We start from the raw sequence: 24,974 nt of genomic DNA on the forward strand, positions 1-24,974 counted from the left end.
GCCAGGACGCGGACCTGGGCCAGCGCGGCCTTCGCCTGCTCGTGGGCGGGCTCGGCGTCCAGGACGGCCTGGTAGGCGGCCTCGGCGGCCGCGTAGTCGCCCTGCTCCAGGGCGTCCTCGGCGGCGGTGAAGCGCGGGTCCTCGGGCTCCTCGACGGGCTCGTCGCCACCCGCCGCGGCCGCCCGGCGCTCGCCCTCGGCGATCGCCGGCATCCGGTCGCGCAGCGCGTCCAGCAGGGACTGCACCCACTCCGCGGCGCGGTCGTCGGGGACGGCGCCGTTGACCGCGTCGACCGGCTGGCCGCCGACGAGCACGACGAGCATCGGCACCTGCTGCACGCCGAAGGCCTGCGCGACCCGGGGCTGGGTGTCGATGTCGACGCGCGCCAGGCGCCAGGCGCCGCCACCGGCCGTCGCGAGCCGCTCGAGCTCGGCGGACAGCTGCTCCTCGCGCGGGTAGCGGCTGGCCCACAGCTCGACGACCACCGGCACCTGCAGCGACGGCTCCAGCACCTCGTTCTGGAAGCCCTGCTCGGTCGCGTCCACGACCCAGGGGCCGCCACCGTCACCGGGGGCGGGCGGGGCACCGGCGGCGCCGCCGGCCGGGGCCGGCCGGTTCGCCGCGTCGGCGCGGGCCTTCAGACCGGAGAGGTCGACCGCCCCGGCCATGGCCGAGGACATCGCCGCACGCTGGGCCGCCTGACGAGGATCTGGGCGAGACACGCCGTCCATCCTGGCACGTCCCCACCTGCGGCGTGACGCGCCCCGCCCGCTCGCGCGGGCGCGCGCGGCGGTCACCGTCCGGGGCGGCGGGCCCACGGTGGGTCGACGATCACCGGACCGGCGGAGCAACACCGGCCGCGGTCACTCGTTGAACACCGTGCAGGGCCTCGATGGTGACTCTGCGTGATCGTGGCGGGGAGGGCTCCCCCGGCCTCCCGCCCGCGGTCCCCACCCCGAGACGAACGACCGCCGGCACCCCCGGCGCACAACGGAGGGCTCCACCCGATGAGCAACATGCAGACGACCGACAAGCCGACCCTGGCCTACCTGTCGCTGGGCCTGGGCATCGTGGCGATCGCCGCGTTCCTCGTGCCGATCGCCGCCTGGATCCTCGGTGCCGCGGGTCTGGTCACCGGCTTCCTGGCCTACCGCAAGCCGGGTCTGGCCACGCCGGCCCAGATCGGCATGGCCGTGAGCTTCGTCGGCATCCTCGCGGGCGTGTACTACTTCTCGACGATCATGGCGGGCTGAGCGGCTCCTCCGCCGTACGCGGCACCGTCCGGCCACACCGGGCGGCCGGCCGCGACCGACGACACGACGCCGGGGGCGCGCAGCGCGCCGCAACCCCGGCGCCCGACGGCCGGTGACGGGACTCCCGCCACCGGCCGTCGTCGTCGCGGGCCGCGGCCCCGTGCGGGCGCCGGTCAGCGGGCCTCGCCGGTGATCAGGCCGGCCAGCTCGTCCGGACGCGTCAGCATCGGGAAGTGCCCGCCCGCGAGGTCGGCCACCCGTGCCCCGACCCGCGCCGCCTCCCGCCGCCCCGCGTCCGGGTCGACCACCCGGTCCCCGGTGCACACGACCGACACCGTCGGCACCCCCGGCCACGACGTCAGCGGGCAGGGTTCGGCCAGCAGGCTCCAGTCCTGCGGGCGCAGCTCCGCGGCCGCCGTCGCGACCGCCCCGGCGCCTCCGCTCCCGGCCGCACCGCTCCCGGCCGCGTCCAGCTCCTCGGCGACACCGCGGTAGAGACCGTCGGCGACGGTCGCCGCGTCCGGCCAGTACGTCGTGACGCCCTCACCGCGGCGGACCCCGGCGTCGTAGCCCGCGACCATCAGGTCGCGCTCGGCGCGCATGCGGTCCCGGTAGGGCCGGCCCGGCTCGGGCACCAGCGCCCCGACCAGGACGAGCGACCGCACGCGCTCCCCCAGCGCCGCCGCGGCCACGGGGGCGACGAGCCCGCCCAGCGAGTGACCGGCCAGCACGACCGGACCGGCGCCGTCCGCGGCCGCGACGACCGCCGCGACCAGCTCGTCGTGGCCGGTCCCGGCGACGTCGGAGGGCAGGTCCGGCGCGACCGCCGCGATCCCCCGCTCCGCCAGCGCCGCGACGACCGGGGCCCAGCTGCCGCCGCGGTGCCACGCGCCGTGGACCAGCACCACCCGGGCCGGGCCGGGCGCGGGGCTCACGAGGCACCCCCGCGCAGGTGCTCCTCGACGCGCTCGACCTTGGCCCGCAGCTGGCCGTGGTGCCCGGGCCGGATGTCGGCCTTGAGGACGAGGCTGACCCGCGGCGACACCGCGGAGACCGCCTCGACGGCGCGCTTGACCACGGCCATGCCCTCGTCCCAGGTCTCGGACTCGATGGTGGTGAACATCGAGGTCGTCTCGTGGGGCAGGCCGGACGCGCGGACGACCCGGACGGCCTCGGCGACGGCGGCGCTGACGCTGCCGTCGCCCGAGTCCGAACCGGACGGGGCGATGCTGAAGGCGAAGAGCATGCCGACACCGTGCCACGACCGGCGCGCGGACCGGGTGCGGCGCAGCCGCTTGCTAGCGTCGGTCCATGACATCCCGCGGGTCGCTGCCCTTCGACCCGATCCAGCGCGCCGCCGACCTGTGGGAGGAGCGGGTCGGCCCGGCACGCACGATGGCGACGGTCACCAGCGTGATGCGCGTGCAGCAGATCCTGCTGTCCCAGGTGGACGGCGCGCTGCGGCCGCACGGGCTGACCTTCGCCCGGTACGAGGCGCTGGTACTGCTGGACTTCGCCCGCCGCGGCAGCCTCCCGATGCGGGTGATGGGCGAGCGCCTGCAGCTGCACCCGACGAGCGTGACCAACATCGTCGACCGGCTGCAGGGCGACGGCCTGGTCCGCCGGCTGCCCCACCCCACCGACCGGCGCGCCACGCTCGTCGAGCTGACGGTCGAGGGCCGCGCGCGCCTGGAGAAGGCCACCGACGCCGTGACCGCCATCGACTTCGGGCTCAGCGGCCTCGACGCGGGCGAACAGGAGCAGCTGACCACGCTGCTGCGCGCCGTGCGCCGGGCCGCGGGCGACTTCGACTGACACCCTCACGCCCGCCCCCCGCGCCGGGGCGGCGGCCCGCCCGGCGGATGCCCGCCGGGGCCCGGCCAGCTGCGCATCACCGAGCCGCGGCGCGGGCGTGGACGCAGCATCCGGCGCACGGTGACGCGCCCGGCCAGCGCGCCGCTGAGGCCGGACAGTCCCACGCAGGCGAGGTAGTCGACGAGGTCCACGGGAACGCTCCGGATGGTCGGCACGGCGGGGGTTGACGCGGGTTGCGGCAACAGCGTTGACAGTACGACGGGGCACCGACAGGATCGGTCCGTGAGCGCACCGGACCCGCAGCCCGGCCGCGGTCCCGCGGAACCGGCCGGCGGGTCCGGCGGCGGGCTCCGCGCGGCACGGCGACGCCGCGGCTGGTCCCAGGCCGAGGCCGCGCGGGCGCTGGCGGGCCTCGCCGCCGGCCGCGGGGGCTCGGCCCGCGCGGCGAGCCTGAAGACCCAGCTGTCCCGCTGGGAGAACGGCCACGCCACCCCCGACCCGGCCCACCGGGCGCTGCTCGCGGAGCTCTACGGGGACTCCCCGGCCGCGCTGGGCCTCGAACCCGGACCGGCCGTCGACGGGGCGGACCGGCTGCGGGCCGCGCTGGCCCGCGCGGCCGCGGTCGGCGGGCCGGAGCTGGCGCTGCTGCGCGACCAGTGGGCCGCGACGGCCGGGCTGGACGACCGGATCGGCGCGCCCGAGGCCGTGGCGGCGGTGCGCGGGCAGCTGCGCGGGCTCGCCGCGCACGCGACCGGCGCCGCCGTGGTGGCCGCGCTGGCCGGCCTGCTCGCCGTCGCCGCGCTGCGGGCCGGGGACCACGCCCGGGACGACGGCGCCCCGGACCGGGCCTGGGAGGCCTACCTCGAGGCCGAGACCGCCGGCCTGCGGGCGGGCGACGCGACCGTGGTGGCCGGGGCCCGGGCACGCCGGGAGCTCCTGCGGGCCGCGCTGGCCGCGGCGGACCCGCCACCGGGCGGGCCGGACGTGCACGGCGCACCGGCCGGCCTGCGGACCACGGGCGACGACGGCCCCGCCGGGCCACGCACCGCCGGCGACGACACCCCGGCCGGAGCGGTCCGTCCGGGTTGACCGGGCCGGGGACGACCGGGACGACCGGGACGACCGGCGGCGGGTGCGCCGCCCCGCCACCTCAGCCCGACTGCTCCAGCAGCTCGTCGGCCGCGGCCCACGGGTCGAGCCCGCCCTCGAGCACCCGCGCGGTCAGCGTGTCGAGCGCGTCGCCCCCGCGGACCCGTTCCATCCGGGCGCGGACCTGCTCCATCCCGATGGCCTCGATCTCGCGCCGGGCCCGCTCGCGGCGCCGGCGCGCGCGCTCGCCGGACTTCTCCGCCCAGGCGAGGTGCTCCTGCAGCGCGTCGGCGACGGCGTCGATCCCCTCCGACCGCGACGCGACGGTCGACAGCACCGGCGGCTCCCACGGCTCGGGCCCGTCGGGGGTGCGCAGGTGCAGCATGTTCCGCAGCTCGCGCACCGTGCGCCGGGCGCCCTCGCGGTCGGCCTTGTTGACCACGAACACGTCGCCGATCTCCAGGATCCCGGCCTTGGCCGCCTGGATGCCGTCACCCATGCCCGGGGCGAGCAGCACGACGGTCGAGTCGGCGAGCCCGACGATCTCCACCTCGGACTGCCCGACGCCGACGGTCTCGACCAGCACGACGTCGCAGCCGGCCGCGTCGAGGACCCGCAGGGCCTGCGGGGTCGCCCAGGACAGGCCGCCCAGGTGCCCGCGGGTGGCCATGGAGCGGATGAACACGCCGTCGTCGCCGGCGTGCTCGCCCATCCGCACGCGGTCACCGAGCAGCGCCCCGCCGCTGAACGGCGACGACGGGTCCACCGCCAGCACCCCGACCCGCCGCCCGCGCCCCCGCAGCTCGGTGACCAGCGCCGAGGTCGACGTGGACTTGCCGACCCCGGGTGAGCCGGTCAGCCCGACCACGTGCGCCCGACCGGTGTGCGGGGACAGCGCCGCGGAGACCTCGCGCAGCTGCGGGCCGGAGTTCTCCACCATCGAGATCAGCCGCGCGACGGCCAGCTGCTCGCCCGCGCGGGCGCGCTCGACCAGGTCGCGGGGGTCCGGCGGTCCGGGCACGGTCGGAGCTCCTCTCCGGGGGCGGATGCGCGTCGGCCCCCGCCACGCGGCGGGGGCCGACACTCACTCGTCAGGGGTGGGTCAGGACTTCGGCACGCGCACGATCAGCGCGTCGCCCTGCCCGCCGCCGCCGCAGAGCGCGGCCGCGCCGACCCCGCCGCCGCGGGCCTTGAGGGCCAGCGCGAGGTGCAGCACGACCCGGGCACCGGACATGCCGATCGGGTGGCCGAGGGCGATGGCACCGCCGTCGACGTTGACCTTGTCCTCGTCGATGCCCAGCTTGCGGGCCGAGACGATGCCGACCGCGGCGAACGCCTCGTTGATCTCGACCAGGTCGAGGTCGGCGGGCTGGATGCCCTCCTTCTCGCACGCCTTCGCGATCGCGTTGGCCGGCTGCTCGTGCAGCGAGGCGTCCGGACCGGCGACGACGCCGTGCGCGCCGATCTCGGCGATCCACTCCAGGCCCAGCTCCTCGGCCTTGGCCCTGCTCATCACGACGACCGCGGCCGCACCGTCGGAGATCTGCGAGGCCGAGCCCGCGGTGATGGTGCCGTCGGCGGCGAAGGCCGGCTTGAGCTTGCCGAGCCCCTCGGCGGTGGTGTCGCCGCGCACGCCCTCGTCGGTGGCGAACACGATCGGGTCACCCTTGCGCTGCGGGATCTCGACCGGGGTGATCTCGGCGTCGAACGTGCCGTCGGACGCGGCGCGCGCGGCCCGCTGGTGGCTGCGCGCGGAGAACGCGTCCTGCTCCTCGCGGGTCAGCGAGTAGCGCGCGTTGTGCTTCTCGGTCGAGGCGCCCATGGCGACCTGGTCGAAGGCGCAGAACAGGCCGTCGTAGGCCATGTGGTCGGTCAGCGTGGTGTCACCGAACTTGGTGCCCTCGCGGGACTTGCCGAGCATGTGCGGGGCCTGGGTCATCGACTCCTGGCCGCCGGCGACGACGATGTCGAACTCGCCCGCGCGGATCAGCTGGTCGGCCAGTGCGATGGCGTCGGCGCCGGACAGGCAGACCTTGTTGATGGTCAGGGCCGGGACGTCCATCGGGATCCCGCCGGCGACGGCGGCCTGCCGGGCCGGGATCTGCCCGGCGCCCGCGGTGAGGACCTGCCCCATGATCGTGTACTGGACCTGCTCGGGCGCGACACCGGCCCGCTCCAGGGCGGCCTTGATGGCGACACCACCGAGCTGGGCTCCGGAGAACCCCTTCAGCGAGCCGAGCAGGCGGCCCATCGGCGTGCGGGCGCCGGCGACGATCACGGTTCCGGACACGGGGTCCTCCAGCAGGCATCGTTGACAGGATGGGCGGCCACCATACCCACGCGATGCGCCCGTCCGGACGCACCGAACGGTGGGGGTGACCAGCGGCACAGGAGCCTACTGGCGAGTAGAACCGGTACCTTCTGCCCCCATGACGACAACCGAGGACGCTCTGTCGCAGCTGGTCGTGGCCGTGGACCACGTGGGCATCGCGGTGCCGGACCTGGACGAGGCGATCCGCTGGTACGCCGACAACCTGGGCCTGGTCGCGGTGCACACCGAGACCAACGACGAGCAGGGCGTGCGCGAGGCGATGCTGGGCGCACCGGGCGAGGCCGCGGGCGCGACCAAGGTGCAGCTGCTGGCCCCGCTGAACGAGGACTCGACGATCGCGAAGTTCATCGGCCGCAACGGGCCGGGCCTGCAGCAGGTCGCCTACCGGGTGACCGACGTCGTCGCCGCCGCGGACACGCTGCGCGCCAAGGGGCTGCGCCTGCTCTACGACGAGCCCCGCCGCGGGACCTCGGACTCGCGCGTCAACTTCGTGCACCCGAAGGACGCGGGCGGCGTGCTCGTCGAGCTCGTCGAGCCGGCGGCCGGCGCGCACTGAGCGCGGGCGTGCCGCCCCGGGCTGACCGGAAGCACAGTACGCCGTCCGGTGGCCTCGCTCACGAAGCGCCGATCGGGTATCACTGCCGACGGCATCCACCGGTTAACATACTACGCAGTAACTTGCGGTATCCCAAGCATGACCGGGTGCACGCACCCGGCTCCCCTGACAACGTCGCCATCGGAGGCCACGAGTGAAGGACATCCGCGACGCCATCCTCGCCGGACAGTTCGCCGACGTCGGCGGGCTCGAGGTGCCCGAGAGCTACCAGGGCGTCACCGTCCGGGCCGAGGACGCCGACATGTTCGAGGGTCTGACCACCAAGGAGAAGGACCCGCGCAAGAGCCTGCGCGTCGAGGACGTCCCCGTCCCCGAGCTGGGCCCGGGCGAGGCGCTCGTGGCCGTCATGGCCAGCGCCATCAACTACAACACCGTCTGGACCTCGATCTTCGAGCCGGTCTCGACGTTCAGCTTCCTCAAGCGCTACGGCAAGCTCTCGCCGCTCACCAAGCGCCACGACCTGCCGTACCACGTGGTCGGGTCCGACCTGGCCGGCGTCGTCGTGAAGACCGGGCCGGGCGTCAACGCCTGGAAGGCCGGCGACCAGGTCGTCGCGCACTGTCTGTCGGTCGAGCTGGAGAGCCCGGACGGGCACTCCGACACGATGATGGACCCGGAGCAGCGCATCTGGGGCTTCGAGACCAACTTCGGCGGCCTCGCCGAGCTGGCCCTGGTCAAGTCCAACCAGCTCATGCCCAAGCCGGACCACCTCACCTGGGAGGAGGCCGCGTCCCCGGGCCTGGTCAACTCCACCGCCTACCGGCAGCTGGTGAGCAAGAACGGCGCCGACATGAAGCAGGGCGACGTCGTGCTGATCTGGGGCGCCTCGGGCGGCCTGGGCTCCTACGCGACCCAGTTCGCGCTCAACGGCGGCGCCACCCCGATCTGCGTCGTCTCCTCCCCGGAGAAGGCCCAGATCTGCCGCGACATGGGCGCGGAGCTGGTCATCGACCGCAACGCCGAGGGCTACAAGTTCTGGTCCGACGAGAACACCCAGGACCCGCGGGAGTGGAAGCGCCTCGGCGCGAAGATCCGCGAGCTCACCGGCGGCGAGGACCCCGACATCGTCTTCGAGCACCCGGGCCGAGAGACCTTCGGCGCCTCGGTCTACGTCACCCGCAAGGGCGGCCAGGTCGTCACCTGCGCCTCGACCTCGGGCTACATGCACGAGTTCGACAACCGCTACCTGTGGATGAACCTCAAGCGGATCGTCGGCTCGCACTTCGCGAACTACCGCGAGGCCTACGAGGCCAACCGGCTCGTCGCCAAGGGCATGATCCACCCGACGCTGTCGAAGGTGTACCCGCTGGCCGAGACCGGCCAGGCCGCCAACGACGTCAAGCAGAACCTGCACCAGGGCAAGGTCGGCGTGCTGGCGCTGGCGCCCGAGGAGGGACTGGGCGTCACGAACCCGGAGAAGCGCGAGCGTCACCTGGCCGGTATCAACCGGTTCCGGGGCGTCTGACCAGCGCTGTCCGCAGTGCCGAGGGCCCGTCCGTGTCACACGGACGGGCCCTCTGTCCACCCCGGGGTGACGCCTGTGACGCCGGGTGGCGAACTCACGGCTGCGGAACGCCCTCGGCGGTACGGTGGCGGCATGGCCGGTGACCACGACGTACCCGTACCCCGGACCGGTTTCTCGATCGGGCGCCGGGGCTACGACCAGGCGCAGGTCGACAGCCACCTGCGCCGGCTCGACGCCGAGGTCCGCATGCTGGCCGCCGACCGGGACGCCGCCGTCGCCCAGAACACCCGGCTCAGCCGCGAGCTCGACGACGCGCGCACCCGCTCCGAGGCCATGCAGCAGCAGGTCAACCGGCTGGCCGGGCCCCCGCAGAGCGTGCAGGGCATGAGCGAGCGGCTCCGCTCCATGCTGCGTCTCGCCGAGGACGAGGTCGCCGAGATGCACGCCAGGGCGAACCGCGAGATCGGCGAGCAGCGCCGTCAGGGCGAGGAGCACGCCCGTGCCGTCGTCACCGACGCCCGGGCCCGCGCCGAGCAGCTCACCGCCGACGCCGAGGCCCGCGCCGCGGAGGCCGAGCGCCGCTGCGCCGAGCGCGAGCGCGCCGTGGACGAGAAGCAGGCCCGCGTCGAACGCGAGCTGGCCGAGCTGCGCGAGCGCACCGGCACCGAGCTCGACGAGCGGCGGCGCACGACCGAGGCCGAGGTCGCCGAGCTCCGCGACTCCACCGAGCGGGCGCTGGCCGAGCAGCGCAGCAGCACCGAGCGCGAGCTCGCCGAGGCCGAGCGCACCGTCACCGAGCGGATCACCCGTGCCGACACCGCGGCGCGGGAGAACCGCGAGCAGGTCGAACACGACTTCCGGATCGCGATGGACCAGCGCCGCGCCGAGGCGCTGAGCTCGCTGTCCGCCGAGCGCGACGAGCTCGAGAGCGTCATCTCCCGCCGCGAGCGGGAGGCGGACGACCGCATCCGCCGCGACCTGGAGCAGGCCCGCACCGACGCCGAGAAGATCCGCTCCGACGCGCGCCAGGAGGCCGCCGAGACCGTCGCCGAGGCGCAGCGGCGGCTCGAGCAGCTCACCGCGCTGCGCGGCCGCGTCGCCGAGCAGCTGCGTGCCGCCCGGGCGCTCATCGACTCCGGCGCCGACGACCTCGACGCGGGCCACGGTCTCGGGGAGCTCCCCGCCGGACCGGCCGCGCCGGGCACCGGCCCGGTCCCCGCCGGGGCGCCCGGGCACAACGGGCGGCCCGCCCCGGAGGCGGCCGAGCCCGCACCGGCCCCGGAACCGGTGGCGGAGCGGGGCGACGCCGCGGCGCCCGCCGGGCCGGGACCGCAGGGCCCCGCCGACCGCACCCGTCCCTCGCCGCGGGCCCGCGGCACGAACAGCTACGGCAAGCGCACCGCCCGCAGCCGCTGACCCCGGCCGGGCGCCGCCGCGGCCGCCCGGGAGCGGGTCAGTGCCGCCGGAACCCGGCCCGCCGCCGGTCCCGGGCGTTCCAGCAGGGGCGGTGCCAGTGCCTGCGGTCCTCGACGCCGCCGTGGTCGTCGGCGGGCCAGGTCACCACGTGCGGCGTGCCCGACGGCAGGACCTGGTCGCAGCCCGGGCAGCGGTAGTGCTTGACCGTGCTCCCGCCGGGGACGTGGCGGACGAACCACTCGCCGTCGCGGCCGGACTCGACGCCGGTGATGATCCCGCCACCGAGCGGCGGCGCGACGGGACGGCCCCGCCCCCGTTCCGAGGGGCGGGGCCGTCTGCCGCGTCCACGTGCCATGCGACCAGTGTCGCAAGACCTACCGCGAGGTGTAGTCCCGGAAGCCGTGACCGGTCTTACGCCCGAGCCGGCCCGCGGTCACCAGGTGCTCCAGCAGCGGCGCGGGGGCGAACCCGGACTGGCGGAACTCCGAGTAGAGCGAGCGCTCGATCGCCAGCGACACGTCCAGGCCGACGACGTCGAGCAGCTCGAACGGGCCCATCGGCAGCGCGCAGCCGGTCTTCATGGCGGCGTCGATGTCGTCGGCGGTGGCGTAGTGCGCCTCGAGCATCTTCACCGCGTCGTTGAGGTACGGGAAGAGCAGCGCGTTGACGATGAAGCCGGCCCGGTCGCCGCAGCTCACCGGCACCTTCTTCAGCTTCTGGCACACGTCGAGGATCGTCGCGGCGACGGAGCGGTCGGTGCCGATCGTCGACACGACCTCGACCAGCTTCATCACCGGCGCCGGGTTGAAGAAGTGCATCCCGATGACGTCGCCGGGGCGCCGGGTGGCCGCGGCGCACTCGACGACCGGCAGCGACGACGTCGTGGTCGCCAGGATCGCGCCCGGCTTGCAGATCTCGTCCAGCGCGCCGAACATCGCCCGCTTGACGTCGAGCTCCTCGGCGACGGCCTCGACGACCAGGTCGACGTCGGCCATGTCCTCCAGCGCGGTGGTGCCGGTGATCCGGCCCAGCACGGCGTCGCGGTCGGCCTCGGTGGCCTTCCCGCGGGCGACCGCCTTGTCCTGCGACTTCTTGACCAGCGCGATCGAACCCTCGACCTTGGACTCGCTGCGGCCGCGGACGACGACGTCGTAGCCGGCCTTGGCGAACACCTCGACGATGCCCGAGGCCATGGTGCCGGTCCCGACGACGCCGACCCGGCGCACCTCGCGCAGCGTGACGTCCGCGGGCACCGCCGAGGCGGGGGTCTCGCCGTCGGCGACGACGGTCGAGCTGTGCGGGGCGGAGTAGGTGTAGAAGCCGCGCCCGGTCTTCCGGCCGAGCAGGCCCGCGGTGATCATCTGCTTGAACACCGGGTTGGGCGCGTGCATCAGGTTGCGCGACTCGCGGTACATCGTCTCGAGGATCTCGTAGGCCGTGTCGAGGCCGATGAGGTCGAGCAGGGCCAGCGGGCCCATCGGGTAGCCGCAGCCGTAGCGCATGCCCGCGTCGAGGTCCTCGCGGCTGGCGTAGCGCTCGGCGTACATCTTCGCCGCGTGGTTGAGGTAGCCGAACAGCAGCGCGTTGGCGATGAACCCGGCACGGTCGCCGATCACGACCGGGACCTTGCCCAGCGACGCGGCGAAGGCCTGCACGTCGGAGATGACGTCGGGCTCGGTCACCACGGTCCGCACGACCTCGACCAGCTTCTGCACCGGCGCCGGGTTGAAGAAGTGCATCCCGACGACCTTGCCGGGGCGCGTGGTGCGCACGGCCAGCTCGGTGACCGAGAGCGAGGAGGTGTTCGACGCCAGGATCGCGTCCTCGGCCACGACCTTGTCGACCTCGGCGAAGACCTGCGCCTTGGCCTCCAGGCTCTCCGGGATCGCCTCGACGACCAGCGCGCACGGCGCCAGGTCCGACAGCGAGGTGGTGACGGTGATGCGCCCGAGCAGCTCGTCCGCCTGCTCCTGGGTGAGCTTGCCGCGCTCGATGGCGCGGCCGGTGGAGGCCGACAGGTGGGCCCGGCCGCGCTCGCCGGCGGCGTCGTCGCGCTCGACGGCGATCACCTCGAGGCCGTTGCGGGCGAACACCTCGACGATGCCCGCGCCCATGGTGCCGAGGCCGACCACGCCGACGGTCCGGATCTCGCGTGCCACGCTGGAACCTCCTGGTTCGACGACTCTGTCTCGCGTGGGCGCGATCCTGCCATCCGGAGGCACTACCAGTGGGTAACATGCGACCAGGGCCACCCCGAAGTGCGGGGCGGCCCTGGTCGTCGGGTCAGGCAGGCGGCGGTCAGCGGCCGTGGCGGGCCTTCACGATCCCGGTCAGCGCCTGCATGGTGCGCGCGGTGCGCCGGAAGCTCGTGACGACGAGCGGGATCGGGAACCGCTGCCGGGCGACCGACTGGGCCCGGGTGAACTCGCGCAGGCCGTCCGCGCCGTGGATGCGGCCGAAGCCGGACTCCCCCACGCCACCGAAGGGCAGCGACGGGATCCCGGCGAAGGAGATCACGCCGTTGATCGACACCATCCCGCAGCGCAGCTGCTCGGCGATCCGCTCGCCGCGGCGGGCGGAGAACACCGTCGCGCCGAGGCCGTAGCCGGTGGCGTTGGCGCGGCGGACCGCCTCGTCGACGTCGGGCACCCGGTTCACCACGACCAGCGGGCCGAAGGTCTCCTCGGTGACGGCGACCGAGTCCTCGGGCACGTCGGCGATGACGACCGGGGAGATCGCCCCGCCCTGCGCGGGCACCGAGTCGGCGCCGCCGACGATCGCGCGCCCGCCCTTCTCCAGGGCGTCGGTGACGTGGCGGCGCACGATCTCGGTCTGCGACGGCATCGTCATCGGCCCGAGGTCGCCCTCCTGCGCGGCCGTCCCGACCTGCAGCCGCGACGCCGCGGTGCGCACCTTCTCCAGGAAGCGCCCGGCGACGGACTCGACGACGTAGACCCGCTCGACACCGACGCAGGTCTGCCCGGCGTTGGACATCCCGCCCCAGACCGCCGCGTCCGCGGCGGCGTCGAGGTCGGCGTCGGCGTCGACGATCAGCGGGTCCTTGCCGCCGCACTCCATGAGCACCGGGACGAGGTTCTCCGCGCAGGCGGCCATGACCCGGCGGCCGGTCGCGGCCGACCCGGTGAAGGCGATCTTGCCGATCCCCGGGGCGCGGCACAGCTCGGCGCCGGTCGGGCCTAAGCCGGTGACCACGGTGAACAGCGGGTACCGCCCGACCTCGGGGACGGCCTCGGCCAGGGTGCGGGCGATCTCGTGCCCGACCCCGGGCGTGAGCTCGGAGGGCTTGAACACCACGGTGTTGCCGGCGGCGAGGGCGTAGGCGATCGAGCCCATCGGCGTGAAGACCGGGTAGTTCCACGGCCCGATGACCCCGACGACGCCCAGCGGCCGGTACGCCACCGTCGCCGCCTGGTTGGCCATCAGCAGGCCCGGCGACACCGAGCGCTTCCCGAGGACCTTCTTCGCGTTGGCCGAGGCCCAGTCCAGATGGTCGATCGCGAGGACGACCTCGAGGCGGGCGTCGTCCATCGGCTTGCCGGTCTCGTCGGCGACGACGCGCGCGACCCGGTCGAGCTGGGCGACGAGCACCTTCTTCCACGCGGCGAGCCGGCGGCGGCGCTCGTCGAAGCCGAGCCCGCCCCACCACTGCGCGGCCTCGGCCGCGGCGCGCACGGCGGAGCGGACGTGCTCGCCGTCGTGCACGGGGTAGCGGGCCAGCTCCTCCCCGGTGCGCGGGGACAGCGACGCGAAGTCGCCCGCGGGGGGCGCGGCGGTCGTGGCGGTGGAGTCAGCAGCGGTGGCACTCACGTGATCAGGCTAGACGCCGCGGGTGGGCCCGGCCGGGCCCACGCTGGCCCGGGCAGGTCAGCCGCGCGCCGGCGCGCTCAGAACAGCAGCAGGTCGTCGCGCGCCATCCCGCGCAGCGCGTCGTAGTCCACGGTGACGCAGCGGATCCCGCGGTCGGTCGCCAGCGTGCGGGCCTGCGGCTTGATCTGCTGGGCCGCGAACACCCCGTGCACCGGCGCGAGCAGCGGGTCGCGGTTCATCAGCTCCAGGTAGCGGGTGAGCTGCTCGACGCCGTCGATCTCGCCGCGGCGCTTCACCTCCACCGCGACGTGCGCGCCGTTCCCGTCGCGCAGCAGCAGGTCCACCGGGCCGACCGCGGTCATGTACTCGCGGCGCACCAGGGTGTGGCCCTCGCCGAAGGTCTCCGGGTGCGCGGCCAGCAGCTCCTGCAGGTGGGCCTCGACGCCGTCCTTGACCAGCCCGGGGTCCACGCCGAGCTCGTGGCTCGAGTCGTGCAGGACCTCCTCGATGGTGATCACCAGCGACTCGTCGGCCTTGTTCCGGACGGTCCACACGCCGGGCTCCTCGGTGAGCCAGCACGGCGGCGACATCCAGTTCAGCGGCTTGTAGGCACGGTCGTCGGCGTGGACGCTCACCGACCCGTCCTGCTTGACCAGCAGCAACCGTGGGGCCATGGGGAGGTGGGCGGTCAGCCGTCCGACGTAGTCCACCTGGCAGCGGGCGATGACGAGACGCACCCGGCTCACTGTAAGCCCGGTCGCATGGACCACCCTGGGCGGGTGATCGAGCAGACCTCGACCCGGCAGGTGTACGCGAACGCCTGGATGACCGTCCGGGAGGACGGGATCCGGCGCGCCGACGGCACCGAGGGCGTCTACGGCGTGGTGGACAAGCCGACCTACGCCCTGGTGGTCCCCCGCGACGACGACGGCCGGCTGCACCTGGTCGAGCAGTACCGCTACCCGGTGGGCGGGCGCCGCTGGGAGTTCCCCGCCGGCACCGCCCCCGACCGGGCCGAGGCCGACCCCGCCGAGCTCGCGGTCCGCGAGCTGGTCGAGGAGACCGGGCTCGCGGCCGCGCACATGACGCTGCTCGGCACGCTCGACTGCGCGCCCGGCATGTCCAGCCAGCGCGGGCACGTCTACCTCGCGACCGGGCTGACGGCCGGTCCGCCGCGGCGCGAGCACTCCGAGCAGGACATGCGCGCCGCCTGGTTCACCCCGGCCGGGTTCGAGGCGATGGTGCGCCGCGGCGAGCTCACCGACGCGCAGTCGCTCGCCGCCTGGGCCCTGCTCGCCCTGCACGACGCGCGCGGCTGACCGCGTCCGGGGGCGGGGCACCCCCGCCCCCGGACGGTGCTCAGCCCGGCGTCACCGGCAGCGCCGCGACCCGGGTGAAGCCCGGCCGCGGCAGCCACTCGACGTCCTCGGCGGGCACCGCGAGCCGCAGCCCGGGGAACCGCTCGACGAGCATCCGCAGCGCGACCTCGCCCTCCTGCCGCGCCAGCGCCGCGCCCAGGCAGTAGTGCGCGCCCTGCCCGAAGCCCAGATGGCCCTCCCCGCGCCCGGTCGCCCGGGTCACGTCCAGGTCGTCGGCGTGGTCGAAGGCCCGCGGGTCGTGGTTGGCCGGCAGCAGCCCGGCGATCACCGGGGTGCCCGCCGCGACCGTGGTCCCGCCGATCTCGACGTCGACGGTCGGGTACCGGAACTGGGTGAACTGCACGGGCCCGCGGGCGCGCATCAGCTCGTGCACCGCGCCCGGCCAGCGGCCGGGGTCGGCGCGCAGCGCGGCGAGCTGGTCGGGGCGGGTGAGCAGGGCCAGTACCCCGTTGCTGATCAGGTGCGCGGTCGTCTCGTGCCCGGCCATCACCAGCGCGAAGATCATCGTGACCATCTCGGGGTCGGACAGGCGGTCGCCGTCCTCGTCCTGGGCCGCGACGAGCGCGGTGACCAGGTCGTCGGCCGGCTCGGCGCGCCGGGCGTCGATGAGCGCGTGGACGTGCGCGATCGCCGCGCGCAGCGCCGCGGGGGTGCGCTCGCGGTCCATCGTGGTGAGCACGTGCCCCCACTCGTGCCACTGCGCGCGCTCCGGTTCGGGCACCCCGACGAGCTCGCAGATCACCGTGATCGGCAGCGGGTAGGCCAGTGCCTCCACCAGGTCGACGGGCGTGCCGCCGGCCCCGGCCGCCGCGATCTCGTCGAGCAGGGCGGCGGTGATCTGCTCCACCCGCGGGCGCAGTCCCTGCACCCGCTTCACGGTGAACGCCCGCGAGACGAGCTTGCGCAGCCGGGTGTGCTCGGCGCCGTCGGTGGTGAGGATGGTGCGCAGCAGGTAGGCGGCGACGTCGTCGGGCACCCCCATCTGCGCCATGATCTGCTCGCGGGTGTCCGGGCCGCCGGCGAGCGCCGGGTCGGTCACGAACCGCGGGTCGGTCAGGACGGTGCGGACGTCGTCGTAGCGGGTGACGAGCACGGCGGGCGGGCTGCCCAGCATCGTCACGGTGGTGGTGGGCGCCTGCTCGCGCATCCGCCCGTAGGCGGTGTACGGGTCGGCGGTGACGGCCGGGTCCATCAGGTCCACGGCACTCGGTGCGGCCATCTCGGGACTCCTCTCCTCGCACGTCCGGATCAGCGGACGCGACGTCTCCACTCGTCGTCGATGTGGGCGACCAGCGGCCGGTACAGCGCGGCGACCTCCCCCGCGACGTCCGCGGCGCGGGACGCGGGGGCGGGCCCGGCGAGCTGCCGGGCCAGGCCGTGCTCGATCAGTGCGGCGGTGCGCGCCGGGCCGGCCGGGGCGAACGCGCTCCCGGTGCCCTCGGCGAGGAAGTACCCCCAGGTCACCGCGCCCCAGGCGTGGATCTGCTCGTCGGCGGCGATGTCGTCGTCGACCAGGCGGGCCGCGCGCAGCAGCCGGAAGTGCTCGCGCACCACGGCGTCGCGGCGGCGCCCGAGCTCCCCGAGGGTCCCCGCGGCCTCGTGCGCGAGCCGGCCGAGCACCTCGGTGTCGCCGAGGTAGAGCACCCGGGCGACCTCGTCGGCGCGCAGCCGCTCGTAGAGCACGCGCGACATCCCCCAGGGCAGGGCGACGACGGGCTCGGCGAGCATCCGGTCGGCCAGCTCGGCGAACAGCCGCCGCTGCGACCGCAGCAGCACGGTGAGGAACAGCGCGTCTTTGCTGCGGACGTGCAGGTAGACGGTGCCCTTCCCGACGCCGGCGCGGCGCGCGACGTCCTCCACCGTGACCCGCCGGTAGCCCTGGCGGACCAGCAGCTCGGCCGCCGCGTCGAGCACCCGTTCCATCCGCGCCAGGTCCGCCCCGTCCCCGGCCGGCACCGCTGCCGTCACGCCGCCTCCCGCCGTCGTGACCAGATCTACGAATTCGGTCATGCGGTCAGGCTAGCCCCGCAGGGTCTCGGCGTCGAGGGTTTTCCGGGCTACCGTCGACCCATGCCCGACTACGAGCACCTGCTGGTCAAGCAGGACGGCGACACGGTCCGGATCACGATGAACCGTCCGCAGCGGCGCAACTCCCTGACCGAGGGGCACCTGCGCGAGCTGCTGGACGCCTTCGAGAGCGCCGGGCGCAGCGACGCGACGGGGATCGTGCTGGCCGGGGAGGGCAAGGCGTTCTCCTCCGGGCACGACTTCGGCGACGTCGCCGGACGCGACCTGGCCGGTGTGCGCTCGCTGCTGCGGCTGTGCACCACGGTCATGCGCACCGTGCAGGAGGTGCCGCAGGTGGTGATCGCCCGGGTGCACGCGACGGCGTGGGCGGCCGGCTGCCAGCTCGTCGCGTCCTGCGACCTCGCCGTCGCCGCGCGGTCGGCGACGTTCGCGCTGCCCGGCGGCAAGGGCGGCTGGTTCTGCCACACCCCCGCCGTCCCGGTCGCGCGGGCGATCGGCCGCAAGCGGCTCATGGAGCTGACCCTGACCGGGGACCCGATCGACGCCGAGACCGCCGCCGAGTGGGGCCTGGTCAATCACGCCGTCGCCGACGAGGAGCTCGACGCCCGCGTCGACGACCTGCTCGCCCGCGCGACCCGCGGGAGCCGGCTCTCCAAGGCCGTGGGCAAGCAGACCCTCTACGCCCAGCTCGACCGCCCGGAGGCCGACGCCTACGCCGTCGCCACCGAGGTCATGGCGTCGATGTCGCAGTCCCGCGGGGCCCGCGAGGGCATGGCGTCGTTCCTGGAGAAGCGGGCCCCGGAGTGGACCGACTGATCGGCCACCTAGGCTCGCGAGGACCATGCCGCCCTCCGTGTCACCCCGGCTGAGCCGGCGCCGCCTGCTCGGCTCGGCCGTCGCGCTCGGCGGGAGCGCGCTCGCCGGGTCGCTGCTCACCGGCTGCGGGGGGCCGTCGGACCCGCTGGCGCGGCTGCGCGACGGCGGCGACGTCGTGGTCGGGCTCTCCGGCGAGCGTCCGTTCGGCTACACCGACGGGTCCGGGCGGGCCACCGGCGAGAGCCCCGAGGTCGCCCGCGCCGTGGTCCTCGCCCTGGGCGGCAGCGGCCTGACCGCCGTGCAGACCCGGTTCGACCAGCTGGTCCCCGGGCTGCTCGACGGCCGCTTCGACGTCATCGCCGTCGGCCTGACCGTCACCCCGCTGCGCTGCCAGCAGGTCGCGTTCTCCCGGCCCGACTTCGTCGCCCCGACCGCGCTCGTCGTGCCCGACGGCAACCCGCTCGGCGTCGCGACGCTGGCCGGTGTCCGCCGGGCCGGCGCCACGCTCGCCGTGCTCGACGGCAGCGCCGAGCAGGAGTACGCGCTGGCCGCGGGGGTGCCGGCCGGGCGGATCGTGCCGGTCGACTCGCAGGGCGCGCTGGTGCGCGGCGTCGCGAACGGCACGGCCCAGGTCGGTGCGCTCACCCGGATCTCGCTGGCCGACGAGGTCCGCCGCAACGCCGGGATCGGGCTGACCGTCACCCCCGGGTTCGCCCCCGAGATCGACGGCCGCCCGGTCGTCGGGGCCGGGGCGTTCGCCTTCCGGCCGGCGGACGGGGCGTTCCGCGAGGAGTTCGACCGCGGGCTGGGCGCGCTGCAGGAGTCGGGACGCTGGCTGGAGCTCGCCGCCCCGTTCGGCTTCACCGCGGAGAACCTGCCGCCCCGCGACCTCACCGTCGACGAGATCTGCGCACGGACCCCCGAGTCCTGACCCGCACCGCGGCGCGCGGGGTGCGAGGATCCGCGCATGGCGCTGCGCATCGCGGGGATCGACCTCCCCGGACCGTCCGACCTGCTCTCCGGTGCGGCCACGGTGGTCGACCGGACCGGGGAGCTCGCCGGGACGGTCGTCGCGCTGCCCGCGCGGGCCGGCGACCTGCTCGAGGAGGTCGGCTCCCTGGTCGGGCGGATCGGCACCATCGCGACGCGGGCCGAGCGGCTGCTCGACCGGGTCGACGGCGTCGTCGACCGGGCCGAGGGCCTGATCGGGACCGTCGAGGACGTCGCCGGGCAGGCGACCGAGGTCGTCGGGCGGGTCCGGCCGGTCGCCGAGCAGGCCGAGGCACTCGTCGCGCAGGTCACCGGCGTCGCCGGGAACGCCGAGGAGCTGGTCTCGCGGGTCACCGGCGTCGCCGGGGACGCGGAGGACCTCGTCGCCCGGGTCACCGGCGTCGCCGACGACGCCGACACCCTCGTCCGCAAGGTCACCACCGTCTCCGAGCAGGCCGACGGACTGGTCCGGCGCGTCACCACCGTCTCCGACGAGGCGGGCGAGCTGGTCCGCCGGGTCACCACCGTCTCGGAGGAGGCGGGCGAGCTCGTCCGGCGCGTCACGACGGTCTCGCGCAACGCCGAGGGCATCGTCGAGCAGGTCTCGGTCGTCACCGGCGACGCGAGCGGGCTGCTCGCGCGGGTGGACACCGTGACCGGCGAGGCGGGCGGGCTGATCCGCACCGTCGCCGAGGTCAGCGGGCGCGCCGGGGACCTCATCGGGCAGGTCGAGACGGTCACGACCGACGCGACCGGCGTCGTCACCGCGGCACGCACGGTCTCCGAGCGGGCCGGCGAGGTCGTCGAGCAGGCCGCCGGGGCCAGCGCGCAGGCCGGCGAGCTGCTGGACCTCTACGGCCCGCTGGCCCGGCAGGCGGCACCGCTGGCGCGGCGCTTCGTCGAGGAGCTGTCCGAGGACGAGGTGCGCGCGGCGATCCGGCTGGTCGACCAGCTGCCGGTGTTCACCCAGCACATGGAGGACGACATCATGCCGATCCTCGAGACCCTCGACCGTGTCGGACCGGACGTGCACGAGCTGCTGGACGTGCTGAAGGAAGTCCGGCAGGCCATCGTCGGGATCCCGGGGTTCCGGCTGCTGAGCCGCCGGGGCAGTGAGAAGGACGACGGCTGAGGCCGGACCACCCCCGCGGGCTCAGCCCAGGCCCTGCGCCGCCCGGATCAGCTCCACGATCTCGCCCATCATCTCGGTCAGCCGGAAGTTCTTCGGCGTGAACACCGCCGCGACCCCGCCCTCGCGCAGCCGCTTCTCGTCCTCGGGCGGGATGATCCCGCCGACGACGACCGGGACGTCGCCCGCGCCGGCCTCGGCCAGCCCGCGCACGACCGCGGGGACGACCTCGAGGTGCGAACCGGAGAGCACCGACAGCCCGACGGCGTGCACGCCCTCCTGCACCGCGGCCGCGACGATCTGCGACGGCGTGAGCCGGATGCCCTGGTAGACGACCTCGAAGCCGACGTCGCGGGCCCGGACGGCGACCTGCTCGGCGCCGTTGGAGTGCCCGTCGAGCCCCGGCTTGCCGACGAGCAGCCGCAACCGCTGGCCGAGCTCGTCGCCGGTGGCACGGACCCGGTCACGGACCTCGGCGATCTCGGTGGCGCCCTCGCCGGACGTGCTCGCCCCGGACACCCCGGTCGGGGCCCGGAACTCGCCGAACACCTCGCGCAGCGCGCCGGACCACTCGCCGGTGGTGACGCCGGCCTTGGCGCAGTCGATCGAGACCTGCATCAGGTTCTGCTCGGTCTTCGCCGCGTCGCGCAGCGCGCGCAGCGCCTCGTCGACGACCGCCTGGTCGCGGGCCGACCGCCACTCGCGGATCGCCGCGACCGCGGACCGCTCGGTCTCCGGGTCGACGGTGAAGATCGCGTCGGCGCCCTCGGCCTGCAGCGGGCTCGGCTCGGTCGTGTCGAACTTGTTGACCCCGACCACGACCTCCTCGCCGGACTCCAGCCGGCGACGGCGGGCGGCCAGGGAGTTGACCAGCTCGCCCTTCATGTAGCCGGACTCGACGGCCGCCACGGCGCCGCCCATCTCCTGCACCCGGTCGATCTCGGCGCGCGCGCCGTCGACGAGCTCGGCGACCTTGGCCTCGACGACGCGGGAGCCGTCGAAGATGTCCTCGTACTCCAGCAGGTCGGTCTCGTAGGCCAGGACCTGCTGCATCCGCAGGGCCCACTGCTGGTCCCACGGGCGCGGCAGGCCGAGCGCCTCGTTCCAGGCGGGCAGCTGGACCGCTCTGGCCCGGGCGTCCTTGGACAGGGTGACGGCGAGCATCTCCAGCACGATGCGCTGGACGTTGTTCTCCGGCTGGGCCTCGGTCAGCCCGAGCGAGTTGACCTGCACGCCGTAGCGCAGGCGGCGCTGCTTGGGGTTCTCGACGCCGTAGCGCTCGCGGGTGATCTCGTCCCAGAGCCGGCCCAGCGCGCGGAGCTTGCACATCTCCTCGACGAACCGGATGCCGGCGTTGACGAAGAACGAGATGCGCCCGACGACGTCGCCGAACTTCTCCGGCGGCACCTGCCCGGAGTCGCGCACGGAGTCCAGGACGGCGATCGCGGTCGACAGCGCGTAGGCCAGCTCCTGCGTCGGCGTCGCCCCGGCCTCCTGCAGGTGGTAGCTGCAGATGTTGATCGGGTTCCACTTCGGGATCTCCGACACCGACCAGGCGACCATGTCGGTGATCAGCCGCAGGCTCGGCCCGGGCGGGAAGACGTAGGTCCCCCGCGACAGGTACTCCTTGACGATGTCGTTCTGCGTGGTCCCGGCGAGCTTCGCGCGGACCTCGGCGTAGTCGAGGCCCTGCTGCTCGGCCTGCTCCTCGGCGACGGCGACGTAGAGCGCGAGCAGCCACATCGCGGGCGCGTTGATCGTCATCGAGGTGTTGGCCTCGGCGACCGGGATGCCGTCGAACAGGGCGCGCATGTCACCGATGTGGCTGACCGGGACGCCGACCTTGCCGACCTCGCCCGCGGCGAGCTCGTCGTCGGGGTCGTAGCCGGTCTGGGTGGGCAGGTCGAAGGCGACCGAGAGCCCGGTCTGGCCCTTGGCCAGGTTGCGGCGGTAGAGCTCGTTCGTCTTCTCCGCCGACGAGTGACCGGCGTAGGTGCGGATCACCCAGGGACGGTCACGCTCACGATCGGTGGGGTACGGCACCGGAACCTCCGTGTCGTCGCGGGAGCACAGTCGGCACTGCCTGTGATTCGGATGGAGACTACTCGCCAGTAGCTCCCGGCGGGCGCGGAGTCGTCCCTCGTCACAGTCCTCGTGTTCGGAAAAGTACGCGAACCGCACGGGAAACCGAGCGCTGGATCGGTTCACCGCCCCACCCCTCGGACAGGGCGCGCCGGCCCCACGGGTGCGACGATCGCGCGATGGAGCTCGACCTGGTCCCGCGGCTCGGCGCGGTCCTCGGGGTCGCGATCACGCTGGCCGTGCTCGCGCTGCTGCTGCGCTGGACCTACGGCCACCAGAAGAACGTCACGCTGCCCACCGACGACCCGGACGACCCGGTCGCGACCGGGCTGCTGACCGAGGTGTCACGGGTGCCCGGCCCGGACGCGGCACGGGTGCTGCGCGAGCGGCTGCGCGCCGAGGGCATCCGGGCGACGACCGCGCGCGCCGACGGCGGCGGCTGGGCCCTGCTCGTGTTCCCCGGTGACGTGAAGGACGCGAAGGTCGTGCTCAGCCGCCGGTCGCTGGACTGACGCCTCAGGTCACCCGGTGGTAGCGGGCGTCGAGGAAGCAGAACACGCCGTAGCAGGCGATCCCGACACCCACCGCGACCAGCAGGAACACCCCGAACGGCTGCTCGCGCAGCGTCTTGAGCGCGGAGTCCAGCCCGTTCGCGCGCTGCGGGTCGAAGGTCAGTGCCGCGACCCCGAGCAGGATCCCGAGCACCCCGATCGCGACGCCCTTCGCGATGAACCCGACCTGGCCGGTGCGCGCGTTGATCCGGCGCAGCCGGGAGTCGGCGCCGGAGAGGTCCTGGTCCTCGGTGAACTTCTTCTGCCAGCCCGACCAGGCCATGACACCGCCGCCGACCAGCACGCCGAGCCCGACCAGGACCGTGAGGACCTGGCCGCCGGGCAGCCCGAGCAGGCCGGCCGTGGCCCGGCCGCCGCCGCCCGAGGAGGCCCGCCCGCTCAGCGCCGTCGTGGCCGCCGCGACGGCGAGCGCGGCGTAGACGACCGCCTGCCCGGCGGACACCACCCGCTTCGTGAGCTGCGTCGTGCGGTCGCCGACGTAGCCGAAGCCCCAGATCGCCGACACCGTGCGCCACAGGACCACCGCGGCGAACCCGACCACCAGCACCCACAGGAACACCCGGCCCGTGGGCTCGGCGGCGATCGCGCCGAGCGCGCCGTTCTGGTCGGCCTGCCCGCCGGAGCCCAGCGCGACCTGCACCGCGAGCCAGCCGATCAGCAGGTGCAGGACGCCGTTCGCGGCGATCCCGACCCGGGCGGCCACCCGCACCGGCGTCGAGTGCGCGACGTCGCGGGCCCCGCGGCCGGCCCTGCGACCGGCCCGGGACACGTCGGTGGAGTCGGGGGTGCGGACCATGACCGGCCTCCTCGTCGGGTGGACGAGAAGGGTCGCACGACCGGGTGACGGCCGCAGCGTCTACCGCTCGGGCTCGCCGGCCACCCGTCGTACGTCGGCGCCGAGCGCGGAGAGGTTCTCCACGAAGCGCGGGTAGCCGCGGTCGATGTGCGCGACGTCCCACACCTCGGTGGTGCCCTGCGCGCACAGCCCGGCCAGCACCAGCCCCGCACCGGCGCGGATGTCGCTGGCCCACACCGGCGCGCTGGACAGCTCCGGACGCCCCCGCACGACGGCGTGGTGGCCGTCGGTCCGGGCGTCCGCGCCGAGCCGCACCATCTCGTCGACGAAGCGGAAGCGGGCCTCGAACACGTTCTCGGTGATCATCGAGGTGCCCTCGGCGACGGCCGAGAGCGCGATCGCCATCGGCTGCAGGTCGGTGGCGAAGCCCGGGTAGGGCAGAGTCACGAAGTCCACGGCCGCCGGCCGCTGCGGCATCGCGACCGAGAACTCCTGCTCGCCGGTGGAGATCTCGGCGCCGGCGCTGCGCAGCTTGTCCAGCACCAGGTCGATGTGGTGCGGGTCGACGCCGCGCACCGTCACCTCGCCCCGGGTCATCGCGGCGGCGAACGCCCAGGTCGCCCCGACGATCCGGTCCCCGATGACGCGGTGGGTGGTGGGCTGCAGCCCGCTGACGCCGTGCACGGTCAGCGTCGAGCTGCCGACGCCCTCCAGCTTCGCGCCCATCTGCTGCAGCATCACGCAGAGGTCGACGATCTCCGGCTCGCGCGCGGCGTTGTCGATGACCGTCGTGCCCTCGGCCAGCACCGCGGCCATCAGGATGTTCTCGGTCGCCCCGACGCTGGGGAAGTCCAGCCAGATCTGCGCGCCGTGCAGGTCCCCCGCACTCGCCGTGACGCTGCCGTGCACGATGTCGGTCGTCGCACCCAGCTTGCGCAGCCCGTTCTGGTGCATGTCCAGCGGGCGCGAGCCGATGGCGTCGCCGCCGGGCAGCGGGACGACCGCGCGGCGGCAGCGCGCCACCAGCGGGCCCAGCACGCACACCGAGGCACGTAGCTTGGACACCGAGCGGTAGTCCGCCTCCGCACCCGGATCCGCGGGGACGTCGATGTGCACGGTCGACCCCTCGATCGCGACCGTGCACCCCAGGCTGCGCAGGACGTCGGCCATCAGCGGCACGTCCAGGATCTCCGGGCAGTTCTCCAGCGTCGTGCGGCCCTCGGCCAGCAGCGCCGCCGCCATCAGCTTGAGCACGCTGTTCTTCGCCCCGACGACGTCGACCGACCCGCTCAGACGGGCGCCGCCACGGACCGCGAAATGCTCCACCACGCCGGGAACGGTAACGGGACCGTCACCGGCGGGGCTCCG

At 74.8% G+C, this 24,974-nt stretch carries 26 protein-coding genes; 11 read left to right on the forward strand and 15 right to left on the reverse strand.

Features of this window, described 5'->3' with window-relative positions; genetic code table 11:
* A partial coding sequence (locus WJX68_RS23000) for a thioredoxin domain-containing protein (RefSeq protein WP_340294584.1) occupies positions 1 to 680 on the reverse strand: 680 nt, incomplete at its 3' end.
* A gap of 327 nt (positions 681 to 1,007) precedes the next feature.
* Between WJX68_RS23000 and WJX68_RS23005 the strand changes: the two genes are divergently transcribed.
* Positions 1,008 to 1,253, forward strand: coding sequence for a hypothetical protein (locus tag WJX68_RS23005; RefSeq protein WP_340294586.1), 246 nt, complete (start codon positions 1,008 to 1,010; stop codon positions 1,251 to 1,253).
* A gap of 173 nt (positions 1,254 to 1,426) precedes the next feature.
* Here WJX68_RS23005 and WJX68_RS23010 read toward each other — a convergent pair whose 3' ends face one another.
* Positions 1,427 to 2,188: an alpha/beta fold hydrolase gene (locus tag WJX68_RS23010; protein ID WP_340294588.1), complete on the reverse strand. Its 762-nt coding sequence runs from the start codon at positions 2,186 to 2,188 to the stop codon at positions 1,427 to 1,429.
* On the reverse strand, positions 2,185 to 2,499 hold the full coding sequence (locus WJX68_RS23015; protein ID WP_340294590.1) for a thiamine-binding protein: 315 nt from the start codon (positions 2,497 to 2,499) through the stop codon (positions 2,185 to 2,187). Before WJX68_RS23015 ends, WJX68_RS23010 begins: the two co-directional genes overlap by 4 nt.
* Before the next feature lie 65 nt (positions 2,500 to 2,564).
* On the opposite strand from WJX68_RS23015, the gene WJX68_RS23020 reads away from it, so the two are divergent.
* Positions 2,565 to 3,068, forward strand: coding sequence for a MarR family winged helix-turn-helix transcriptional regulator (locus WJX68_RS23020; RefSeq protein WP_340294592.1), 504 nt, complete (start codon positions 2,565 to 2,567; stop codon positions 3,066 to 3,068).
* Positions 3,069 to 3,073: 5 nt separating this feature from the next.
* Here WJX68_RS23020 and WJX68_RS23025 read toward each other — a convergent pair whose 3' ends face one another.
* Positions 3,074 to 3,259 carry a hypothetical protein gene (locus tag WJX68_RS23025; protein WP_340294594.1) on the reverse strand — a complete coding sequence of 62 codons (186 nt, stop codon included), beginning with the start codon at positions 3,257 to 3,259 and terminating at the stop codon, positions 3,074 to 3,076.
* A 91-nt stretch (positions 3,260 to 3,350) separates the two neighbouring features.
* Between WJX68_RS23025 and WJX68_RS23030 the strand changes: the two genes are divergently transcribed.
* Entirely contained in the window at positions 3,351 to 4,157 is an 807-nt protein-coding gene (locus tag WJX68_RS23030) for a hypothetical protein (protein ID WP_340294596.1), read from the forward strand.
* 61 nt (positions 4,158 to 4,218) lie between these two features.
* Here the strand turns inward: WJX68_RS23030 and meaB are convergent, their stop codons facing one another.
* Positions 4,219 to 5,178 (reverse strand): methylmalonyl Co-A mutase-associated GTPase MeaB, encoded by a 960-nt coding sequence (gene meaB, locus WJX68_RS23035; RefSeq protein WP_340294598.1) that lies wholly within the window; start codon positions 5,176 to 5,178, stop codon positions 4,219 to 4,221.
* 81 nt (positions 5,179 to 5,259) lie between these two features.
* Positions 5,260 to 6,447, reverse strand: a complete 1,188-nt coding sequence (locus tag WJX68_RS23040; protein WP_340294600.1) for an acetyl-CoA C-acetyltransferase — start codon at positions 6,445 to 6,447, stop codon at positions 5,260 to 5,262.
* Positions 6,448 to 6,586: 139 nt separating this feature from the next.
* On the opposite strand from WJX68_RS23040, the gene mce reads away from it, so the two are divergent.
* From mce to WJX68_RS23055, 3 genes are all read left to right on the forward strand, one after another.
* Positions 6,587 to 7,045, forward strand: coding sequence for a methylmalonyl-CoA epimerase (gene mce, locus WJX68_RS23045; RefSeq protein WP_340294602.1), 459 nt, complete (start codon positions 6,587 to 6,589; stop codon positions 7,043 to 7,045).
* Between the two features lie 193 nt (positions 7,046 to 7,238).
* On the forward strand, positions 7,239 to 8,570 hold the full coding sequence (gene ccrA / locus WJX68_RS23050; protein WP_340294604.1) for a crotonyl-CoA carboxylase/reductase: 1,332 nt from the start codon (positions 7,239 to 7,241) through the stop codon (positions 8,568 to 8,570).
* Positions 8,571 to 8,702: 132 nt separating this feature from the next.
* Positions 8,703 to 9,986 carry a coiled-coil domain-containing protein gene (locus WJX68_RS23055; RefSeq protein ID WP_340294606.1) on the forward strand — a complete coding sequence of 428 codons (1,284 nt, stop codon included), beginning with the start codon at positions 8,703 to 8,705 and terminating at the stop codon, positions 9,984 to 9,986.
* Positions 9,987 to 10,023: 37 nt separating this feature from the next.
* On the opposite strand, the gene WJX68_RS23060 is transcribed toward WJX68_RS23055, so the two are convergent.
* From WJX68_RS23060 to nucS, 4 genes are all read right to left on the reverse strand, one after another.
* A complete protein-coding gene (locus tag WJX68_RS23060; protein WP_340294608.1) occupies positions 10,024 to 10,341 on the reverse strand; it encodes a hypothetical protein in 318 nt (105 codons plus the stop codon).
* A gap of 19 nt (positions 10,342 to 10,360) precedes the next feature.
* Positions 10,361 to 12,145, reverse strand: coding sequence for a 3-hydroxyacyl-CoA dehydrogenase family protein (locus WJX68_RS23065; RefSeq protein ID WP_340294610.1), 1,785 nt, complete (start codon positions 12,143 to 12,145; stop codon positions 10,361 to 10,363).
* A gap of 139 nt (positions 12,146 to 12,284) precedes the next feature.
* Positions 12,285 to 13,814 (reverse strand): aldehyde dehydrogenase family protein, encoded by a 1,530-nt coding sequence (locus WJX68_RS23070; protein ID WP_340294612.1) that lies wholly within the window; start codon positions 13,812 to 13,814, stop codon positions 12,285 to 12,287.
* A 77-nt stretch (positions 13,815 to 13,891) separates the two neighbouring features.
* Positions 13,892 to 14,551: an endonuclease NucS gene (gene nucS / locus WJX68_RS23075; protein WP_340294614.1), complete on the reverse strand. Its 660-nt coding sequence runs from the start codon at positions 14,549 to 14,551 to the stop codon at positions 13,892 to 13,894.
* 45 nt (positions 14,552 to 14,596) lie between these two features.
* Between nucS and WJX68_RS23080 the strand changes: the two genes are divergently transcribed.
* Complete coding sequence (locus WJX68_RS23080) at positions 14,597 to 15,133, forward strand: NUDIX domain-containing protein (RefSeq protein WP_340294741.1); 537 nt, start codon at positions 14,597 to 14,599, stop codon at positions 15,131 to 15,133.
* Positions 15,134 to 15,173: 40 nt separating this feature from the next.
* On the opposite strand, the gene WJX68_RS23085 is transcribed toward WJX68_RS23080, so the two are convergent.
* Both WJX68_RS23085 and WJX68_RS23090 read right to left on the reverse strand, forming a co-directional pair.
* Positions 15,174 to 16,412 (reverse strand): cytochrome P450 family protein, encoded by a 1,239-nt coding sequence (locus WJX68_RS23085; protein WP_340294616.1) that lies wholly within the window; start codon positions 16,410 to 16,412, stop codon positions 15,174 to 15,176.
* A 29-nt stretch (positions 16,413 to 16,441) separates the two neighbouring features.
* Positions 16,442 to 17,203: a TetR/AcrR family transcriptional regulator gene (locus WJX68_RS23090; RefSeq protein ID WP_340294618.1), complete on the reverse strand. Its 762-nt coding sequence runs from the start codon at positions 17,201 to 17,203 to the stop codon at positions 16,442 to 16,444.
* Between the two features lie 60 nt (positions 17,204 to 17,263).
* Between WJX68_RS23090 and WJX68_RS23095 the strand changes: the two genes are divergently transcribed.
* The 3 genes from WJX68_RS23095 to WJX68_RS23105 are packed head-to-tail and all read left to right on the forward strand — an operon-like array spanning position 17,264 to position 20,159.
* A complete protein-coding gene (locus tag WJX68_RS23095; protein WP_340294620.1) occupies positions 17,264 to 18,037 on the forward strand; it encodes an enoyl-CoA hydratase-related protein in 774 nt (257 codons plus the stop codon).
* 25 nt (positions 18,038 to 18,062) lie between these two features.
* Complete coding sequence (locus WJX68_RS23100) at positions 18,063 to 18,968, forward strand: transporter substrate-binding domain-containing protein (protein ID WP_340294622.1); 906 nt, start codon at positions 18,063 to 18,065, stop codon at positions 18,966 to 18,968.
* 36 nt (positions 18,969 to 19,004) lie between these two features.
* A complete protein-coding gene (locus WJX68_RS23105; protein WP_340294624.1) occupies positions 19,005 to 20,159 on the forward strand; it encodes a methyl-accepting chemotaxis protein in 1,155 nt (384 codons plus the stop codon).
* A 21-nt stretch (positions 20,160 to 20,180) separates the two neighbouring features.
* Here WJX68_RS23105 and WJX68_RS23110 read toward each other — a convergent pair whose 3' ends face one another.
* Positions 20,181 to 22,199, reverse strand: a complete 2,019-nt coding sequence (locus tag WJX68_RS23110) for a protein meaA (protein WP_340294626.1) — start codon at positions 22,197 to 22,199, stop codon at positions 20,181 to 20,183.
* 218 nt (positions 22,200 to 22,417) lie between these two features.
* Here WJX68_RS23110 and WJX68_RS23115 point away from each other — a divergent pair, with 218 nt between their 5' ends.
* Complete coding sequence (locus WJX68_RS23115) at positions 22,418 to 22,750, forward strand: hypothetical protein (RefSeq protein WP_340294628.1); 333 nt, start codon at positions 22,418 to 22,420, stop codon at positions 22,748 to 22,750.
* A gap of 4 nt (positions 22,751 to 22,754) precedes the next feature.
* On the opposite strand, the gene WJX68_RS23120 is transcribed toward WJX68_RS23115, so the two are convergent.
* Positions 22,755 to 23,606 carry a DUF1206 domain-containing protein gene (locus tag WJX68_RS23120; RefSeq protein ID WP_340294630.1) on the reverse strand — a complete coding sequence of 284 codons (852 nt, stop codon included), beginning with the start codon at positions 23,604 to 23,606 and terminating at the stop codon, positions 22,755 to 22,757.
* A gap of 60 nt (positions 23,607 to 23,666) precedes the next feature.
* On the reverse strand, positions 23,667 to 24,935 hold the full coding sequence (gene murA, locus WJX68_RS23125) for a UDP-N-acetylglucosamine 1-carboxyvinyltransferase (protein WP_340294632.1): 1,269 nt from the start codon (positions 24,933 to 24,935) through the stop codon (positions 23,667 to 23,669).
* Between the last annotated feature and the right edge of the window lie 39 nt (positions 24,936 to 24,974).

The organism is Pseudonocardia spirodelae (assembly GCF_037727765.1).
GTDB lineage: Bacteria > Actinomycetota > Actinomycetes > Mycobacteriales > Pseudonocardiaceae > Pseudonocardia > Pseudonocardia spirodelae.

Coding starts and splice junctions, on each gene's coding strand:
- WJX68_RS23005 (WP_340294586.1), top strand. CDS start 1,008: ATGAGCAACATGCAGACGACCGACAAGCCGACCCTGGCCTACCTGTCG.
- WJX68_RS23090 (WP_340294618.1), bottom strand. CDS start 17,203: ATGACCGAATTCGTAGATCTGGTCACGACGGCGGGAGGCGGCGTGACG.
- WJX68_RS23095 (WP_340294620.1), top strand. CDS start 17,264: ATGCCCGACTACGAGCACCTGCTGGTCAAGCAGGACGGCGACACGGTC.
- WJX68_RS23015 (WP_340294590.1), bottom strand. CDS start 2,499: ATGCTCTTCGCCTTCAGCATCGCCCCGTCCGGTTCGGACTCGGGCGAC.
- mce (WP_340294602.1), top strand. CDS start 6,587: ATGACGACAACCGAGGACGCTCTGTCGCAGCTGGTCGTGGCCGTGGAC.
- WJX68_RS23020 (WP_340294592.1), top strand. CDS start 2,565: ATGACATCCCGCGGGTCGCTGCCCTTCGACCCGATCCAGCGCGCCGCC.
- WJX68_RS23115 (WP_340294628.1), top strand. CDS start 22,418: ATGGAGCTCGACCTGGTCCCGCGGCTCGGCGCGGTCCTCGGGGTCGCG.
- WJX68_RS23060 (WP_340294608.1), bottom strand. CDS start 10,341: ATGGCACGTGGACGCGGCAGACGGCCCCGCCCCTCGGAACGGGGGCGG.
- WJX68_RS23105 (WP_340294624.1), top strand. CDS start 19,005: ATGGCGCTGCGCATCGCGGGGATCGACCTCCCCGGACCGTCCGACCTG.
- WJX68_RS23120 (WP_340294630.1), bottom strand. CDS start 23,606: ATGGTCCGCACCCCCGACTCCACCGACGTGTCCCGGGCCGGTCGCAGG.
- WJX68_RS23085 (WP_340294616.1), bottom strand. CDS start 16,412: ATGGCCGCACCGAGTGCCGTGGACCTGATGGACCCGGCCGTCACCGCC.
- WJX68_RS23055 (WP_340294606.1), top strand. CDS start 8,703: ATGGCCGGTGACCACGACGTACCCGTACCCCGGACCGGTTTCTCGATC.
- WJX68_RS23100 (WP_340294622.1), top strand. CDS start 18,063: ATGCCGCCCTCCGTGTCACCCCGGCTGAGCCGGCGCCGCCTGCTCGGC.